The 17,477-nt window shown below is 39.7% G+C and carries 15 protein-coding genes; 7 read left to right on the top strand and 8 right to left on the bottom strand.

The window, feature by feature from the left end; all coding sequences use genetic code 11:
• The first annotated feature begins 179 nt into the window (after positions 1-179).
• A complete protein-coding gene (locus LVD51_RS16045) occupies positions 180-527 on the top strand; it encodes a DUF4180 domain-containing protein (protein ID WP_236972377.1) in 348 nt (115 codons plus the stop codon).
• 433 nt (positions 528-960) lie between these two features.
• Here the strand turns inward: LVD51_RS16045 and LVD51_RS16040 are convergent, their stop codons facing one another.
• Positions 961-2,226: an aminotransferase class V-fold PLP-dependent enzyme gene (locus tag LVD51_RS16040; RefSeq protein WP_236972376.1), complete on the bottom strand. Its 1,266-nt coding sequence runs from the start codon at positions 2,224-2,226 to the stop codon at positions 961-963.
• A gap of 130 nt (positions 2,227-2,356) precedes the next feature.
• Between LVD51_RS16040 and LVD51_RS16035 the strand changes: the two genes are divergently transcribed.
• On the top strand, positions 2,357-4,240 hold the full coding sequence (locus tag LVD51_RS16035; RefSeq protein WP_236972375.1) for a right-handed parallel beta-helix repeat-containing protein: 1,884 nt from the start codon (positions 2,357-2,359) through the stop codon (positions 4,238-4,240).
• 242 nt (positions 4,241-4,482) lie between these two features.
• Here the strand turns inward: LVD51_RS16035 and LVD51_RS16030 are convergent, their stop codons facing one another.
• The 3 genes from LVD51_RS16030 to kdsB all read right to left on the bottom strand — a co-directional run bounded on the left by LVD51_RS16030 (position 4,483) and on the right by kdsB (position 7,495).
• Positions 4,483-5,091 (bottom strand): superoxide dismutase, encoded by a 609-nt coding sequence (locus tag LVD51_RS16030; protein ID WP_236972374.1) that lies wholly within the window; start codon positions 5,089-5,091, stop codon positions 4,483-4,485.
• A gap of 234 nt (positions 5,092-5,325) precedes the next feature.
• Positions 5,326-6,222, bottom strand: a complete 897-nt coding sequence (locus LVD51_RS16025; RefSeq protein ID WP_236972373.1) for an anti-sigma factor — start codon at positions 6,220-6,222, stop codon at positions 5,326-5,328.
• Positions 6,223-6,769: 547 nt separating this feature from the next.
• Positions 6,770-7,495, bottom strand: a complete 726-nt coding sequence (gene kdsB / locus LVD51_RS16020; protein WP_236972372.1) for a 3-deoxy-manno-octulosonate cytidylyltransferase — start codon at positions 7,493-7,495, stop codon at positions 6,770-6,772.
• 162 nt (positions 7,496-7,657) lie between these two features.
• Between kdsB and fumC the strand changes: the two genes are divergently transcribed.
• On the top strand, positions 7,658-9,040 hold the full coding sequence (gene fumC, locus LVD51_RS16015; RefSeq protein ID WP_236972371.1) for a class II fumarate hydratase: 1,383 nt from the start codon (positions 7,658-7,660) through the stop codon (positions 9,038-9,040).
• Positions 9,041-9,261: 221 nt separating this feature from the next.
• Here fumC and LVD51_RS16010 read toward each other — a convergent pair whose 3' ends face one another.
• Complete coding sequence (locus LVD51_RS16010; protein ID WP_236972370.1) at positions 9,262-10,659, bottom strand: sialate O-acetylesterase; 1,398 nt, start codon at positions 10,657-10,659, stop codon at positions 9,262-9,264.
• Positions 10,660-10,903: 244 nt separating this feature from the next.
• On the opposite strand from LVD51_RS16010, the gene LVD51_RS16005 reads away from it, so the two are divergent.
• The 4 genes from LVD51_RS16005 (at position 10,904) to LVD51_RS15990 (ending at position 14,699) form a co-directional block, all read left to right on the top strand.
• The gene (locus tag LVD51_RS16005; protein ID WP_236972369.1) at positions 10,904-12,187 is read left to right on the top strand and encodes a glucuronyl esterase domain-containing protein; all 1,284 of its coding nucleotides are present in this window, start codon (positions 10,904-10,906) and stop codon (positions 12,185-12,187) included.
• 276 nt (positions 12,188-12,463) lie between these two features.
• Positions 12,464-12,808: a nuclear transport factor 2 family protein gene (locus LVD51_RS16000; protein WP_236972368.1), complete on the top strand. Its 345-nt coding sequence runs from the start codon at positions 12,464-12,466 to the stop codon at positions 12,806-12,808.
• An 836-nt stretch (positions 12,809-13,644) separates the two neighbouring features.
• Positions 13,645-14,037, top strand: coding sequence for a CidA/LrgA family protein (locus tag LVD51_RS15995; protein WP_236972367.1), 393 nt, complete (start codon positions 13,645-13,647; stop codon positions 14,035-14,037).
• Positions 14,034-14,699, top strand: coding sequence for an LrgB family protein (locus LVD51_RS15990; protein WP_262912795.1), 666 nt, complete (start codon positions 14,034-14,036; stop codon positions 14,697-14,699). The genes LVD51_RS15995 and LVD51_RS15990 overlap by 4 nt, the downstream gene beginning before the upstream one ends.
• Positions 14,700-14,710: 11 nt before the next feature.
• Here LVD51_RS15990 and LVD51_RS15985 read toward each other — a convergent pair whose 3' ends face one another.
• Genes LVD51_RS15985 through LVD51_RS15975 form a run of 3 tightly spaced genes read right to left on the bottom strand, consistent with a single transcriptional unit; the run spans position 14,711 to position 17,429 of the window.
• Positions 14,711-14,959: a DUF2061 domain-containing protein gene (locus tag LVD51_RS15985; RefSeq protein ID WP_236972365.1), complete on the bottom strand. Its 249-nt coding sequence runs from the start codon at positions 14,957-14,959 to the stop codon at positions 14,711-14,713.
• 40 nt (positions 14,960-14,999) lie between these two features.
• A complete protein-coding gene (locus tag LVD51_RS15980) occupies positions 15,000-15,776 on the bottom strand; it encodes an SDR family NAD(P)-dependent oxidoreductase (RefSeq protein ID WP_236972364.1) in 777 nt (258 codons plus the stop codon).
• Between the two features lie 24 nt (positions 15,777-15,800).
• Complete coding sequence (locus LVD51_RS15975; RefSeq protein WP_236972363.1) at positions 15,801-17,429, bottom strand: UxaA family hydrolase; 1,629 nt, start codon at positions 17,427-17,429, stop codon at positions 15,801-15,803.
• Positions 17,430-17,477: the final 48 nt, after the last annotated feature.

Genomic DNA, 17,477 nt, shown 5'->3' with positions numbered 1-17,477 from the left:
AGGGAGTAAGTTAATTTATAAATCTTTTACGCCATTGCCATCCTCAAATAAAATGAGTTGCGCAATGGCGTAATTTTTTTTAAGCCCTATATAAATAAAATAGTTCAAGTAAATAGTTATCTTCAATAGAGTCCATATAATTGTTGTACTAAACACAAACACCGACCAAAACCAATCCGATGATTATCAAAACCCATGAAATAGGAAAAACTAAAATTGCCGAAGTAAGCTCAGAAGAAACCATCATCAACAACGCAACAGATGGATTAGACTTATTGGGCAATATTTATTATAATGGTTTTGATAAGGTTGTTCTTCATCAGAAAAATTTCCATCCCGATTTTTTTGAACTAAGAACTGGTCTTGCAGGAGAGATTCTACAAAAATTTTCGAATTATGGTTTACAACTAGTTATTGTAGGTGATTTTTCCTTGTACGAAAGTAAAAGTTTACGTGACTTTATATACGAAAGCAACAAAGGCGACACGGTAAATTTTTATTCATCCACAGCAGAAGTTCTCAAGTAAAATAGACAGATTAATCAACCCTATCCAGGTATTACTATTATCATTATATTTTTTTTAGTGTTCAGGTTCAAAGATTAACTTTGAATAACTGAGTAAAGTTGCCAGAATGATGACCGAACATGACTGAATGCAGTTGCACGAAGTGCAACCCAATTGATTAAATATCAATTGGATGAAGGAACCGAGGCCACTGTGCCGAGGCGTGACTGCAATGTAATTCGATAGGTATTTAGCCACTGTGCCGAGGATATTTAGCCGAAAACCTCCGTGTTTCGGGTGGGTAAGCCAGAAGGAACCGGAGCCACTGTGCTCCGGGTGGGTTTGCGTCTCAAATAGGTGGTGTTAGGAGACGCAAGGCATTGCGTCTCTACATATATTAATCGAATTATATCCGACCATTGTAAATTCATTTGATATAACTACCAAAAATCCCCTATGCCTCCTGCTCGACCATGGCTAAGAAATCATCGATCTGCGCCTTGCTATTATATATATGTGTAGAGATTCGAATACTGTTCAATCCTCCTTCTGGCACAACCCGGATCCTGAAATGGTTTTTCTGAGCCAACTTATTAAAGGCCAAATAATCCATATTGCGGGGACGGAAACCAATCATACAAATCTTAGACTCATCCTCCACTGGAGTAATCATCTCTACCTTATTGTCCAATGCCAATAACCCACGTTGAAGATGTGAAGACAATTCCCTCACCCGAGCCTCTACATCCTTTTGTCCAATGGTCATCATAAAATCGATGGCCGCATCCACGCCAGCATACAAAGGTGCACTCTGGGAACCAAAATCATATCTGTGAGCTGTAGCCACATAACCTTTCATAGAAGGCGGATTGTTCTGCAAATCCCATCCCGTATCGGAATAACTCCCTACCCAGTAGGCCTGAATGGTATCCAATAATTCTTCTCTAACATATAAAAACCCAGTTCCATTGGGACCCAACATCCATTTATGACAACTAGTCGAATAAGTATCGCATCCCAAATCTCGAAGATCGAGATCAAATGTTCCCGAACCATGGGCGCCATCTACAGCAGTAAATATACCTTTAGACCTTGCCATAGCCGATATCTCTTTAATCGGCAGTACCAATCCATAGGTACAAGAAATATGTGGAATAGCGATAACCCTGGTCTTGGACGTAATCGCATCTTCGATAATTTGTAAATTTTCAGCAGCTGTCTGACCCAAGTCAATGGTCTTTAGCACAATACCGTCGAGTTTGGCTCTATTTAACCATGGCAAGGCATTGCCTACGTGTTCTTGTTTGGTAATAATGACTTCATCTCCTCGTTTCAAAGGCAGTCCCCACACCACGACATTGATGCCTTCTGTGGTATTGTGAGTAAGGGATATTTCCTCCGACTTTACCTTGACATACTGGGCTATTTTTTCACGATATTCCGAGGTATGACCATATTCTCCACGTTCATTATAATCCCACAGCATTTTTTGGATGGTCTCCATCACTGGATAGGGCGAGGGGCCAAATGTGCCATTATTGAGATACACTCTATTCTTAGTCAAAGGAAACGCCGATCTTACTGCCGACCAATAAGCCTCATCTTTGTCTTGACTTTTTAGTACCTGAGGATTATAATTATTTGCTGCAACTTCACCTGCTATAATGGAAGCGGGTAGTCCCACACTAAGATTTCTAATAAAATTTCGTCTAGATGACATTTCGATCGATATTTAAACAATGAATAGAGTAAAAACACCAAAAATACAATTATATTTTATATCGAGAACAATGACATAGGGCTTTAATGAATGATGCAAAATAATTATCTTACTTCGAAAACCTTAAGTTATGCATACCACAGTCGCCAACTGTCAAATGAAAAATACTCGCCTGAAACTTTCCTTTTTATGGATGGGAATAATGCTAATGATTTATTCCCCCAATCTTCAATCCCAGAAAATTTATGTTTCCCCAACTGGATCTCAATTGGAAACGGGAAGTAAGTCCCAGCCCTTCTCTTCGATAAATCAAGCCACAGAAAAAATTATTAAAATAATTCAAACAGAATCACCTGCTGAGGTGACGATGTATTTATTAGAAGGTAGACATTATCTTTCTGAACCTCTAGAGTTGACTTCTTCTGACATCGGCAACACCAAGGTCAATATTAAAGCCTATCGAAAAGCCCATGCTAGAATTTCCGGTGGGATAAAAGTAATCGATTGGCAGCAATACGATCAAAATATATGGAAGGCCGCACTGCCAAAACAAGTGGTTGCAGGGGGTAAAATTCGAGAATTATTCGTAAATGATCTGCGAGCTACTAGAAGTCGCTACCCCAATGCAGAATATTTGCGCATCGATTCCGCAGGTTCGGACCAGCGCAGCAATTTTTATTTCAAACCCAATGACTTCCCCCAATTAGATTCCATTCCTGGCTTGGAAGTAGTGTTGTTACACGATTGGTCTATTTCCCGAATTCCGGTTGAGGAAATCAATTACACAAGCCACAATTTATCTACCGTGGATCATATGGGGGCCAAAAATTTAGATTTTTTCAAAATCGATCACTGGGAAAAACAACCTCGGTATTATCTCGAAAATGCATACGACTTAATCGACATCGATTATGAATGGTATATCAATGAGGACAAAGGAGAAATATATATTCAAATGCCCGAAAATCAAGATCCCAACAATACCGACATAATTATTCCTCATCTCAAACAACTCCTCATTTTAAAAGGCCAGAAAGACCAACCCATCCGAAATATTAGTGTGGAGGGCATTCATTTTGAGCATTGCAGATGGGACAGTCCAGATTTGGGGTATGCAGGTATCCAAGCTTGTCATTACGACAAACGATCGGCCAATGCCCAGGGCTGGAATGTGGTTAGTCCTGCGGTTTTTGTAGAGTGGGGCAAATATTGCAGTTTTGACAAATGTAAGTTTGACAAATTAGGGGGATCCGGTCTATGGCTGGGTACGGGCAGTGAAAATTGTTCGGTAACAACCTCTACATTTAGCGATATTTCAGGCAATGGCATCATGGTCGGAGAAGGACAGGATCGACTCATAGATCAAGAGAGTTGGTGGAAAGTCCAACCCGATGAGGTAGCCAATAAAAATACAATAGACCAGTGCGAAATCAGTAATTGCGGGGTTCAGTTTTATGGCGCTGTAGGTATATGGGTTGGTCTAAGCGCTGAGACCAAGATCGTCAACAATACATTATGGGATCTCCCCTATACTGGAATTTCCATTGGTTGGATGTGGTCTCCAGTACCTACGCCTTGTAGAGACAATATCATCGACCGCAATCACATTCATCATATTATGAAAACCCTGAGTGATGGCGGGGGGATCTATTCTTTGGGATTGCAGCCCGGAAGTCAATTGACCAATAATCTCATTCACGATGTGACCCTTAACGCCGGTAGAGCAGAGAGCAATGGAATGTTTTTGGACGAGGGGACCAAGGATGTATTGGTTTCGGGAAATATAATATACAATATTGCCAAATCTCCATTGCGATTTCACAAGGCCGAGGAAAATTTAGTATCGCAAAATGTATTGGCCGTCTCCGATGATCAACCCATAATACGATACAATAGAACCGAGGAAAGCAAAATAAAAAAGCGGGACAATTTAGCCCTTCAAGATGATGAAGCCATGGATGTGATTGAAAACTATATTGAGAAATGGAAAAAGGGCAAACCCTTATTTAAATAATAATGCAAAGAGGACGGTAAAACTTTAATCACTATGCTGTCAATTTTAATGCAGTCTCGTCACAACACAGTGGAGATCTTCACAATTCTTATACCTAGCCTGACTCAGTGGTGACTCCATAGGATATACGGGCCAAACACAATGACGACAACACGAAACCCAAAACTGTATCCTCCATCTATCACATAAAAAAAGGGATGACTTTATAAAAAATCATCCCTTTTGTATCATTTTAGAAAGAATTACTTCGCTGCTGCATATTTTGCGGCAACTACTTCCCAATTAATCACATTGAAAAATGCTGCAATGTAATCAGGTCTTCTGTTTTGATAATTCAAATAGTAAGCGTGTTCCCATACATCCAATCCCAAAATTGGTGTTCCGTCACATTCAGTAACAGGCATCAATGGATTGTCTTGATTCGGTGTAGAACACACAGATACTTTTCCGCCTTTATTTACACATAACCATGCCCAACCAGATCCAAATCTAGTACCGGCAGCTTTGCTAAAAGCCGATTTAAAATCCTCAAACGAACCAAAAGCTTCGTTGATGGCATCTGCTAATTCACCGCTTGGCTGTCCACCACCGTTTGGTGACAATATTTCCCAAAACAAAGAGTGATTGTAAAAACCACCACCATTATTTCTCACAGCAGCAGGCAATTGATCGACTTTAGCAAGGATGTCTTCGATGGAAGCATCAGCTAAATCCGTTCCCTCAATAGCTGCATTTAAATTATTGGTATAACCAGCATGATGTTTACCGTGGTGAATTTCCATGGTTTTTGCGTCAATATTTGGTTCTAAAGCATCAAAAGCATAAGGTAATTCTGGAAGTTTGAAAGCCATAATTAATTTTCGTTTTTGTATTTAATGAATGATTTCAATGTACAATGTTTCAGTATATGAAATGTTTACCTCGAAAGTAGGTATTTTTTTTATTTTTCATATCAAGTTTTGATTAATTTCCTATTGTTGAAACCATAAGTCATTATCAAAATTACCAACCGATAAACCATCACCGTTTTCGCTTCCGTTTACATTTCTCTCTATAATTGATTAGTTGCCCATCAAGGCCTCAATCTATCGCATTACCGTTCCTGTCGGATTACTGCCTGCTGCATTATTATTCATATCGTAAACCGTTCTTACTGCAGCGTCGGCTGCAATAGGACCCAATAATGGTTTCAATGTAAATGGAGCAGCACTATTATCCGGTGAAGGTTCAACAGAAATCACCGCAGTTTTACCTTTTAAATCTACAGGAAATGTAATCCCATCAGGTGCATTCTCTAAAAAATCCTCACCTGGAAACGGAGGTCCGTCGGCCGTCATACTACTATATGGTGCTGAATCATCGGCACCTGCATTGGTTTTAAATGTCCCTGTAGTTACAGGAATACCATCGATCACTACCCATCCTTCATAATTCCAACCCTCGGGCAAAGTAGGCAAAGTAAGTGTGGCTGCTGGTCCAGCATTGGGATCTAACCACCATATCCCACTCTCTTCATTAGTGTCCGTATTCCCATCAGTCGGCGTAGCTAATATATAGCCGCCAGTAGCAGATGTAAAGTCATTGCCCAAGGCTGCGCTATGACCTACAGTAAGTGTGGCAACATCATTGGAAAAATCACCAGCTAAAATATGAGTACTGGTCGGCAAGGTATCGGTATCCTGTGCAGGCTCAATCGTCACTATATAAGCGGTAGCGTCATTGATATTCTCTATGGTGTTTTCGAAAGTGGTTTTTGACAGTGCACCAGTACTGTCTACCGTAAATGTACCTGCACTAACCGGAGTTCCCCCTACGAGTAACCAGCCCTCATACACAAAATCTTCCCCCAAATCTTCCAATCCTGAAATAGCTATGGTAATACTTTCCTCCGTGGTTGTATTATTATCATCATCGTCGTCACAACTCATTATGGTAAATACGGATACAAAGGACATTGCTAGAAATAAAATTGATCTTTTCATGCGTCGTTTTTTAATTAAATAATAGAGTATTAGTAAAATAAATTAAATCCTTAGAACAGAAATATTATAGCCAGAACAGCTAATAATTTTCGACTATTCACAAATACAAAACGCAGCAAATTAATTTTTATTTAAAAAATAAGAAATAAAATCAAAAAAAACTACAATCCTTCAATATACGACGTAATAAAAACAGAATTTATTTAACAATATACTTTCATTTGTATTATTGTGCAAATATTCCATTTTAACATAATTTAAAACTGTTAAATAAACGCAGAATATTTAAATAAATGTATAGGCAGAAAAATAAAAACGTCCGATAATAACATACTCAAGTAAAAATCTATTTTCAATAATTATACTAAAGCAATTCCATGATAGAAATGATATCTAATACGAAATTCAGCTATAATGAAGGGTAAACTTTCGATATACTGATCGATACTAAATGCTCTGCTTCTAATCTAGATCAATAAATGATAAAACTCAGGCGTCCATACATTTTACCCTAAATCAATCTTTCCAAGTAAAGTATCCCTCTACCCTATTCGGACAAAAAGTTGTTGGCCCATATCAAATCTTCTTTGGTATCGATACCAATGGTCACATGTTGGGCGAGCAACAATTGAAATGTCATCCCCATTTCGAGGACTCGGAGGGCTTCAATCACCTCTACTTCCTCCAATGGAGTAGGTGATTGTTGGGCAAAAGCAATAAGGGCGGACTTTCTAAAAGCATAAATACCAATATGTCGGTAAGTATTTACCGATCCATTGTGTCGCCGAAACGGGATGTCGGATCGGCTAAAATAAAGGGCTTGACCTTTGAGGTCAGTCACCACCTTTACATAATTGGGATTGGAGCGTTCCATAGAATGTTCGATGGGATGTTTTAGCGATACTACATCGATGGATTGATTTTCCGGTTTGGACATAAGTTCTATAATGGCTTCTATGTCTGTTTTTTGAAGAAAAGGTTCGTCACCTTGCACATTGACAATAAGGTCAGCGTCAAAATCGTGGGCAAATTCGGCAATTCTATCCGTTCCACAGATATGATTTTGTGCACTGCGATAAATCTTACACTGACCTTGTAATTGCGATTCTATTTCCTGTGAATCGGTGACTACGATGACGTCGTCAAAGAGATTCATCGCTTGAATATTTTCTACCGTCCTTTCTATCACAGTCATTCCCCCCAGATCGGCCATCAACTTTCCCGGCAATCTAGTGGACTGATAACGAGCTGGAATTGCAGCAATTACTTTCATATTTTTTGCATTTAATGGCGCAAATTAGGGATAAATATAGGTAATATTATAAATTTGATTATTAATTCAAGTAGTTATCGAGACGACCACTAGGGTTACCACCTCAATACTACACAATATTAGAAGTACTAAAAAACAATGATCTTTTAAATGACAAATTCAATGGATAGTAGAAAAGAAAAAGACAGTATCGGCTATATCGATGTACCCGTTCAGAGATATTGGGCTGCTCAGACCCAAAGATCAATGGAAAATTTCAAGATTGGTGGTCAAAAAATGCCTACCGAAGTAATTCACGGTTTCGCAATCTTAAAAAAGGCAGCAGCCATGGCCAATATGGAATTGGGTGTCTTACCCGCTGACAAAAGCCAACTGATCGGCGAAGTGGCCGACGAAATCCTCGCTGGAAAATTAAACGAGGAGTTCCCCCTTGTAGTGTGGCAGACAGGATCTGGTACTCAATCCAATATGAATGTCAATGAAGTAATCGCCAATAGAGGACATGTATTGCGAGGAGGAAGTTTAACTGATGATTCCAAAATATTACATCCCAATGACGATGTCAATAAATCTCAGTCTTCCAATGACACCTTCCCTACGGCCATGCATATAGCAGCCTATCAAAAATTGGTAGACAAAGTGATTCCAGCCATTAAACAATTGCGCAACGCCTTGGCTGAAAAATCAGAAGCATACAAAGACGTCGTAAAAATTGGTAGAACTCACTTTATGGATGCTACCCCTGTAACCGTAGGTCAAGAATTATCTGGTTATGTAAGCCAGTTGGATCACGGAATTCAAACCATAGAGAACAGCCTTCCCCATTTATCTGAACTGGCCCTAGGTGGTACAGCGGTGGGAACTGGACTCAATACTCCAGAAGGTTATGCAACTTTAGTAGCGGAAAAAATCGCCGAATTGACGGGTAAACCTTTTGTATCTGCAGCCAATAAATTTGAAGCTTTGTCGGCTCATGACGCCATAGTTGAAAGTCACGGTGCATTAAAAACAGTGGCTGTTTCCCTGATGAAGATAGGCAATGATATTAGAATGTTGGCCTCTGGTCCGAGAAGTGGTATTGGAGAATACATTATTCCTGCCAACGAACCGGGTAGTTCAATAATGCCAGGCAAAGTCAATCCAACTCAAGCCGAAGCCCTAACTATGGCTATGGCACAGGTGATGGGAAATGATGTGGCCATTAGTGTTGGGGGTATGAATGGACAGTTTCAATTGAATGTCTTTAAACCAGTTATGATATTCAATTTCTTGATGTCAGCCGACCTTATCGCCGATGCTTGTATTAGTTTCGACAGCAACTGTATCCAAGGTCTAGTCCCCAACAATCCGAGAATTCAACAACAGCTTGAAAATTCATTGATGTTGGTTACTGCCCTCAATACCAAGATTGGATATGACAAGGCAGCGGAAATAGCCAAAAAAGCCTACAAAGAGAACACCACTCTTAAACAAGCCGCACTATCCCTGGGTTATCTTACCGCAGAAGAGTTTGATGCCTGGGTACGACCAGAAGATATGATATAATACAAACTACGTTTATAATTATCGAATCGTTTTTTCGCGTATAAGCACAAAATTCCGTTGCTTACAAAAGACGAAAGCAAGTTAAAAAAAGACCGCTCGATTACTGAGCGGTTTTTTTATATACATATTGCGAAATGAATATATTGTGACAGATAAAAAAAGACCGTTGGATTTCTCCAATGGTCTTTTTTATTTTTCTATTGACAATAGATTATACTTTTTTACTGATCCGTCCTAAAAGAAGGGGCTGGTAATTGATAGGTATTAAATAGATTAGCTTCTGGACAATTGCCAAAACCATATCTCACTACCTTGGGTTCAGCAATGGATTTAGAACTAACTACAATGGTTTTCTTACTTCGGTTAAACGAAACATCGGCTTCAACAAAATCGCCATCCTCCCCGGCAATTTCAAATCCTTGTATCGGTTCCCCGTAGGTTGAAAATCCACGATCCGCATGATCAAAACTCAATTCGATACTGGCATCATTGATTTCCATGGATTTATAGATTGGTCCAGAATATTCTATACCTTTCATTCCATAAGTCTGACTCAAAGCCCACAAAGCCAATCTTCGTCCTACATTCTTTTTGTCTCCGGGATGAATATTGCTGCAATTACCCAAATCCATGGTCCCTGCCATTCCGGTATTGGCCAGATTTTTTTGGGTATTCAATTGAGCTTCTCTTAAATAAGCAGAATTTCGACTTCCATAATTATACGGAGCTATTTCAACAAAATAAAAAGGCATCTCTGAATTATTCCAATCTTTCCGCCATCCCTCTATCATATTAGAAAACAATTTCGTGTACTCATGGGCATTGCCCACATTAGACTCACCTTGATACCACAAAAATCCTTTTGCCTTATATGGGACGAGGGGACTTATCATAGCATTGTACAATAATGTAGGTGCATGGTGAGGACTTTTCGAAGGTATTTCAGTAGGAATATTATTTACTCCCGCATCTTTGAGTCCAGCCTCATTCATCCAAGCTTCCACTCTAGATCCGCCCCAAGCTGTCACTATTAATCCAACCGGAACATCTAACATTTCTTCTAGATATAAACCAAAATGATAGGCCGCAGCACTAAAGTCACTGGCCGTTTCTGTACTCGATACTTTCCAATCGCCTTCGAGATCGTCCAAGGCTTCTACACTGGCCTTACGCCCAGCTGTATACATCCGAATATTGGATTGATTGGCTTTTAGAATGGTCTCTCCAGCTTCGAAGATGGGTTGATTATCATAGCCCTTCAACGCCATCGACATATTGGACTGACCAGAACAAATCCAAACTTCACCTATCATTACATCGCGCAACTGAACATTTTCACTACCAGATATGGACACTTGATAAGGGCCGCCAGCAGCTGGTGTATTAATAGATGCCGTCCATCGGCCATCGTCATCGGTCTTCGCCTTACTTTCTTGTCCCCAAGAAGATTTTATCTTCACCGTCTGTCCGGGCTTGTCCCACCCCCAAATATCGACTGATTCTTTTTGTTGAAGCACCATGTGATCACCAAAAAAAGTAGGCAATTTGGTTTGAGCTGACAATAAAAAAGGGATTAGCCCCATAACCAGGCCAAGCATTCGAAATATCATTTTGTTCATATTGGTAATTTAATTTTAAAAGAACTAATGTAGGAAAATTTGAAGCATTTATTAAAGATCACAATTATGAAATTCTTATAATAATTTGGCATCCTAACACAATATCGCTCCAACTACTGCCAGGAATTCCATTCAATTATTGTCTATTGTTTATATTATAGTTTACAAAAAATGGATAAACATCACTATAAATCTTTCAATTCACCATAGACTTGTTTATTTTTATGAGAATAATATAATAACTATGAATAAATCTATCCAAACAACCTTGGCCTTCTGCCTATTTCTATTCAGTGTCCAATATACTCATGCACAAAAAGCCAATTACGATGAGGCCAAAGTGCCCAAATTCGATATTGTAGATGTATTGTCCACTACCGATGGACAAAAAGTAAATACTGTTGAAGCCTGGGAAAAGATTAGACGACCAGAAATATTAGATATATTCAGACAACAAATGTATGGTACACAACCAGACACCGAGGTCAAAGTGCATTATGTAGTGGTAAAAGATATAGAAAATGCCATCCCAGATCTTGCCGACATCAAGGAAGTAGACATGATATTTTCCAATGCCAACGGTAGACATTCCGTTCGACTCACTCTATTTATTCCGAGAAAGGTAAGCAAACCGGCTCCCATGTTTTTAGGGCTAAATTTTTATGGCAACCACACTGCCAATCCCAATGAAAACATCTCTATCCACTCGAGTTGGGTAAGAGACAATGCAAATTTCCATATTTTCGGAAATCGAGCCGATGAAGTGTCCAGGGGCGTACGTTCTTCACGATGGCCGGTGGAATACATCGTATCTCAGGGATATGGATTGGGATTAATCTACTACGGCGATATCGATCCCGATTTCGATGATGGATTCCAAAATGGACTTCATCCATTATTCTACAAAGATGGCCAGACCAAACCGACTTCTGAAGAATGGGGAAGCATTGGAATATGGTCATATGGACTTTCCAAAGCATTGGATTACTTGGGAACGGATAATGACATCGACGAAAACAAGGTTATCGTTTTTGGTCATTCGCGATTGGGTAAGACCTCTCTTTGGGCTGGAGTCACCGATCCTCGATTTGCAGCAGCCATTTCCAATGATTCTGGATGTGGTGGTGCAGCCTTGTCCAAAAGAGAATTTGGCGAACGAGTCGCTGTGATCAATCAAAATTTCCCCCATTGGTTTAACGACAATTTCATAAAATACAACAACAAAGAAAGTGAATTGCCCTTTGATCAACATATGTTGATATCACTGATGGCTCCCCGCCCAGTATACATTGCCAGTGCAGAGCAGGATGAGTGGGCCGATCCCAAAGGGGAATATCTCTCAGGTTATTATGCCAAGCCGGCCTATGATTTATACGGCATTCCTTCACTGAACGATGTTACTCCTCCCAAGGTCAACGAGGCCAGATTTACCCCTGGAGTTTCCTATCACAAAAGATCGGGCAAGCACGATGTAACCCGATACGACTGGGTACAGTATATTGAATTTGCAGATCGATTTGTCAGATAGTTAAAGTCGAAGTACTGCTTCAATTCCATCGATAAATAAACGTAGAACATAGATTCATTAAGATAATAAAGGAAGGCCAATGGTCTTCCTTTTTTTTGCTCTTAATCCACATTAATCATATATTTACTATAGCTTTTACAAAATCTATAGTTCATGAAATTTTATTGCATCCTAGCTACCTTATTTATAACAATAAATGCTTGTGGACATCCGAGTGCACACCATTCTAATCAAGAGATCAAACAACAAAACACAAACAAAACAAATACAATATCTATGAATTCAAATATTGAAAATTTACAAAATAATCCAGAACTGGTGGTTCAATCATTAATAGCTGCCATGTCCGAAAATGATGGCGAAAAAATCCGTTCCTTATTTCACAAAAATGCTCAGCAGGCTTATGGAAATGGAGAATGGAAATCTGGAAAAGACTTTTTCAGTTGGTTGGAAAGTGATATTATCGAGAGAAAAGGGCAGGTCGATGCCCCTCAATTTGAAATAAATGGCCATGAAGTAGTCGTAAAAGGACAATACCATAGCCGTGGATATACCAACAAGGCCAACTTTTTGTTTACGGTTGAAGGCGATAAAATCAAGAGCTGGCAAATGCGATATTGATATAGCTCAATATGAAACTCGTTTATGATTAGCAGCAAGCTTGAATTATTTTGAAGAATCTTGGATAAAATCAAGTTGATAACTGACAGAAGTCCTGAAAGCGGCGCACTGAGCCGCCGCACTGAGCTCTGTCGAAGTGTTGGTCGAAGTGGACGACATAATATCAAAAGTGAATTGCTGTCGAATTACGGGGCAGTCACGCCGGAAATAGTCTGACGACGTTATAATCACGCAAAAAAAATGACAACTCGAGGCAGTAAATCTTGTTAATCTTGTAATTTTATAAATCCTGTTCCAGACAGAAAAACATGGAGGCGCTGTGGAAGAACAATATACATGTCCCTCCTCTAGAACTTAACCTGATTCATCATATTTATCTATTAATAGGTCACCACTATGTGGCTTCTTTATGTAATACCTATGGCAACCGAGAGGTAAAATATTGTTTATACTAATGGGGAGGATGATATTTTCTACAGAAGTCCTGAAAGCGGCGCACTGAGCTGAGTCGAAGTGGACGACATTATATCAAAAGTGAATTACTGTCGAATTACGGGGCAGTCACGCCGGAAATAGTCTGACGACGTTATAATCACGCCTGAGCCACCGGCTCCGATTCCTTTACATCGACTTGGGATAGTTTATTTAATGGTATCTTTGTTGAAAAATAATATTATTCTACTTCCACACTTTAACTCGGCTCAGTTCAACGTTTCGGCTCCCACACTTCTTTCCAAACCACTAGCTTAATACGAAATACAAAGTCAAAAATTAACCATCTCTTTAGAAATTAGTATTTTGCCCAGCCATTACTATTGAATGAATAAAAATACATTGTGAAAAATAAATTGATTCCCCTAATTCAAACAGGATTTATCTTAGTTCGTGGATTCGGAATTATCGTTCTCCTTTTCTTTCTGGGAGAATTTTTAGCCCCCTTTATTCCATTCCCCATTCCAGGCAGTATTATAGGTATGATTTTATTATTCACCGCTTTAAAATTGAATATAATCCCTTTGTCCTGGGTGGACCATGCTTCTACCCTACTATTGAGTTTCCTAGCATTGTTCTTTGTGCCTTATGGAGTGGGTATTATGGATTCATATCAAGCCATTGAACAATGGAGCCTACCCATCGTCGCCATTGCCATCGGAACCACTATCTTAAGCTTACTGATTGTTGGACACTTATTTACCCGATTTAAAAACATCATTAATAGATTCCAATGATCACTGTTATTACTATCTTATTATTCTTAATGGCACGACGACTTTACAAACGCTGGTCATTGATTCTCTTTATCCCCGTTTTCTTTGCCATTATGGGAACCATCATTACCCTAAAAGCAACGGAGACTCCGTTTACTACCTATTTTCACGAAAGTAGGTTCCTCACTTTTCTGCTAGGCCCCACTGTGGTAGCTCTAGGCACCCTGCTGTACAAGCAGCTTCATTCCATTGTGAAAAACATTTATCCCTTTTTACTTTCTATATTTAGCAGTTGCTGTATTAGTTTATTATTGATTGTGGCGATTGGACGATGGTTGGACTTCCCAACAACCATCATCGCTACTCTACTCCCTATGGGCATCACTTCACCTATAGCCATCGAAGTGACCCAAAACCTAAATGGGGACCCTACGGTCACTTCTGTTCTGGTAATAGCAGTGGGATTATTTGGAAACATGTTTGCCCCTATACTACTTCGGTATATGGGCATCCAACACTTTCCAGCCATGGGCACTGCGATAGGCACAGCCAGTCACGGAATAGGCACAGCTCGCGCTATAGAAATCAGTGATGAAACAGGAATTTACAGCGGATTGGCCATGGTTTTCAATGCCATTTTCACGGTAATCATGGCACCTATTATTTGGGAATTATTTTTCTAAGACCGTATAATTTACTTCTTAAACCAAGTCCTTACAGACCCCCTTGGCAACAACTGCCAAGCCCGCTCGTGAAAATAATACAACAACAATTTGGTAATCACTTCAATACTGGCTATGGAAAAAGCAAAGGTCCAATTACCGGTCACAAAATATGATATCAACATCGTATCCAATGTTCCCACGATCCGCCAAGTAACTCCCTTGATGAAAGACCTCGCATGAGATTCCTTTACCTTTGCTACTTTTTCTACTTCAGCCATCTCGATAATTTTTAATATAATAATTTAATAAAACAACTGTCTAAGTGTTCAATTTCGTAAACCCTCCATCTATAGTGTAATCACAGCCTGTAATAAACCCAGCTTCGTCACTACACAAAAACACGGCCAATGCGGCTATCTCTGAAGGCTTAGCCATCCTACCAATGGGTTGGGTCTTGGATAATGCTTCAAACATCTCTTCCTCCTTCCCCGGATAATTTTTCGCCAAATAACCGTCCACAAACGGAGTGTGCACGCGAGCCGGTGAAATCGCATTACATCGAATCCCCTTATCAATAAAATCTTTGGCCACAGAATAGGTCATAGTCAAAGCCGCACCCTTACTCATACTGTATGCAAATCGATCGCTTAACCCCAAAGTAGCTGCAATGGAAGCCATATTGAGAATTACTCCACCTCCTGTTTGCACCATATTGGGTATTACGGCATGGAGACAATTGTATACCCCCTTTATATTGACTTGGTATACTCTATCCATATCGCTCTCAGTAGTAGTCACGGCATTGCCGATGTGGGCTATCCCTGCATTGTTGATCAATACATGAATCTTGTCGTGAACACTCAATATACTCTTAATACAAGTATCTACCTGTCCCTGATCTGATACATCACAAGCCAAACACTTGATCACATCTGTCGAATATCCATGGGATTCCAATTGAAACAATCCAGCTTCTTGGTTGATCTCCAACATATAGACTATGGCATTCTCAGCAGCAAAAGCCTCAGTTATCGCCCAACCAATACCACTCGCTCCACCGGTGATAACTACTATTTTATTTTCAAACTTTTTCATGTGTATATTAATATTTACGTCTTATTATAAACTAACCCCTCTCTTCCAAGGAATAAAATCGTCTTGCCCGAGCAACTCTGCCTTGGTATGGACTTCTCCACTGGCTATCTGAACTATCGTCTTCAACAACCTCTCGGCCACCTCAGTTACTCCTTCACTACCCTCAATAATACTACCCGTATCAAAATCTATAATATCATGCATCCTTTCTGCTAAGATGGTATTAGACGATATCTTTACAGTTGGTGTAATAGGATTCCCTGTCGGTGTGCCCAATCCAGTAGTAAACAATATCATATTCGCCCCACTTCCTGCTAATCCCGTAGTTGATTCTACATCATTTCCAGGAGTACACAATAAGCTAAGTCCATCTTCTTTAACCTTCTCCGTATAATCCAACACATCGTTGATCGGTGAACGGCCTCCTTTCTGAGCTGCTCCCAAAGACTTGATGGCATCGGTAATCAATCCATCTCTGATATTTCCTGGCGATGGATTCATATCAAATCCACTGCCTACCTTTAAAGCTGCTGCATTGTAATTTTTCATCAAATAGGTAAATTTCTCTACCATCTCTGGCTTCGTCATTCGATTGACCAAATCCTGTTCGGCACCAAACAATTCTGGAAATTCAGCCAACATAACCTTACCTCCAAAACTAGTGACAAAATCTGAAATTTTACCCACGGTAGGATTGGCCGAAATACCTGAAAATCCGTCACTACCGCCACACTCCATACCCATGATGAGCTTTGAGAGTGGGGCTGGTTTTCTCTCCTCTTCGTTGGCCTTCGAAATACCTGCCAATGTCTGATCTATGACGTCGTATATCATCTCATCCTGACTGGTATACCGCTGCTGTTCAAAAAACAATAATGGCTTATCAAAATCAGGATTTCGATCCGTTATATGTTTCTTAAAACCATCTTCTTGCAAATGCTGACATCCCAAACTGAGTACGGTAACTCCAGCCACATTGGGATGATCGGCATATCCAGCCAAAAGTTTTCCCAAAACAATGGAATCTTCTCGAGTTCCTCCACATCCACCTTGATGCTTTAGAAACTTAATCCCATCTATATTTTTAAACTTTCTTTCTTTGACTACAGCTTCTGCGGCTGAACCTCCATTGGGCGACAATACTTGTCTTACATAACTCCGATATTTATTCTCCGGTTCATACCCCAACTCCGTCAATAAAGCTTCACGAATGATGTCGAGATTTCTGTTTTCGCAAAAAACCATAGGCACAAACAACCAATAATTTCTCGTCCCAACTTCTCCAGAACTGCGATGATATCCATTAAAAGTCAAATCTTTTAAATGATCGATTTGAGGAGGATCCCAACTATAGTCGTCAATCTCTTTTTTATAATCCTCATTGGAAGCGTGGTGAAGGTTTTCAGTAGTCAACAGACATCCTTGTCCAACAGGCATCTGTGTTACCCCTACCAATACTCCATACATGGTTACAGTATCCTGGGCATCTAAATCGACAATGGGAAATTTATGCTTAGCTGCTATATCTTCTTTTATTTCAATATAGCCATCGTTATTGCGCACACGATCCCCTGCCTTTAGGTCTTCCAATGCCACCAAGACATTGTCATTGGGATGAATAAGCAATACTTTTTTTTCTCTTTGACTAGTCATACTTTTTGTTGTAATTCAATTTTTAGTTAGTGTATGTATATTGAAAAT

This window comes from Membranihabitans marinus (assembly GCF_021729155.1).
GTDB classification, from domain to species: domain Bacteria; phylum Bacteroidota; class Bacteroidia; order Chitinophagales; family Saprospiraceae; genus Membranihabitans; species Membranihabitans marinus.
Note: the sequence above shows the minus strand (reverse complement) of the source record. Positions and strands in the feature narration are given on the sequence as shown.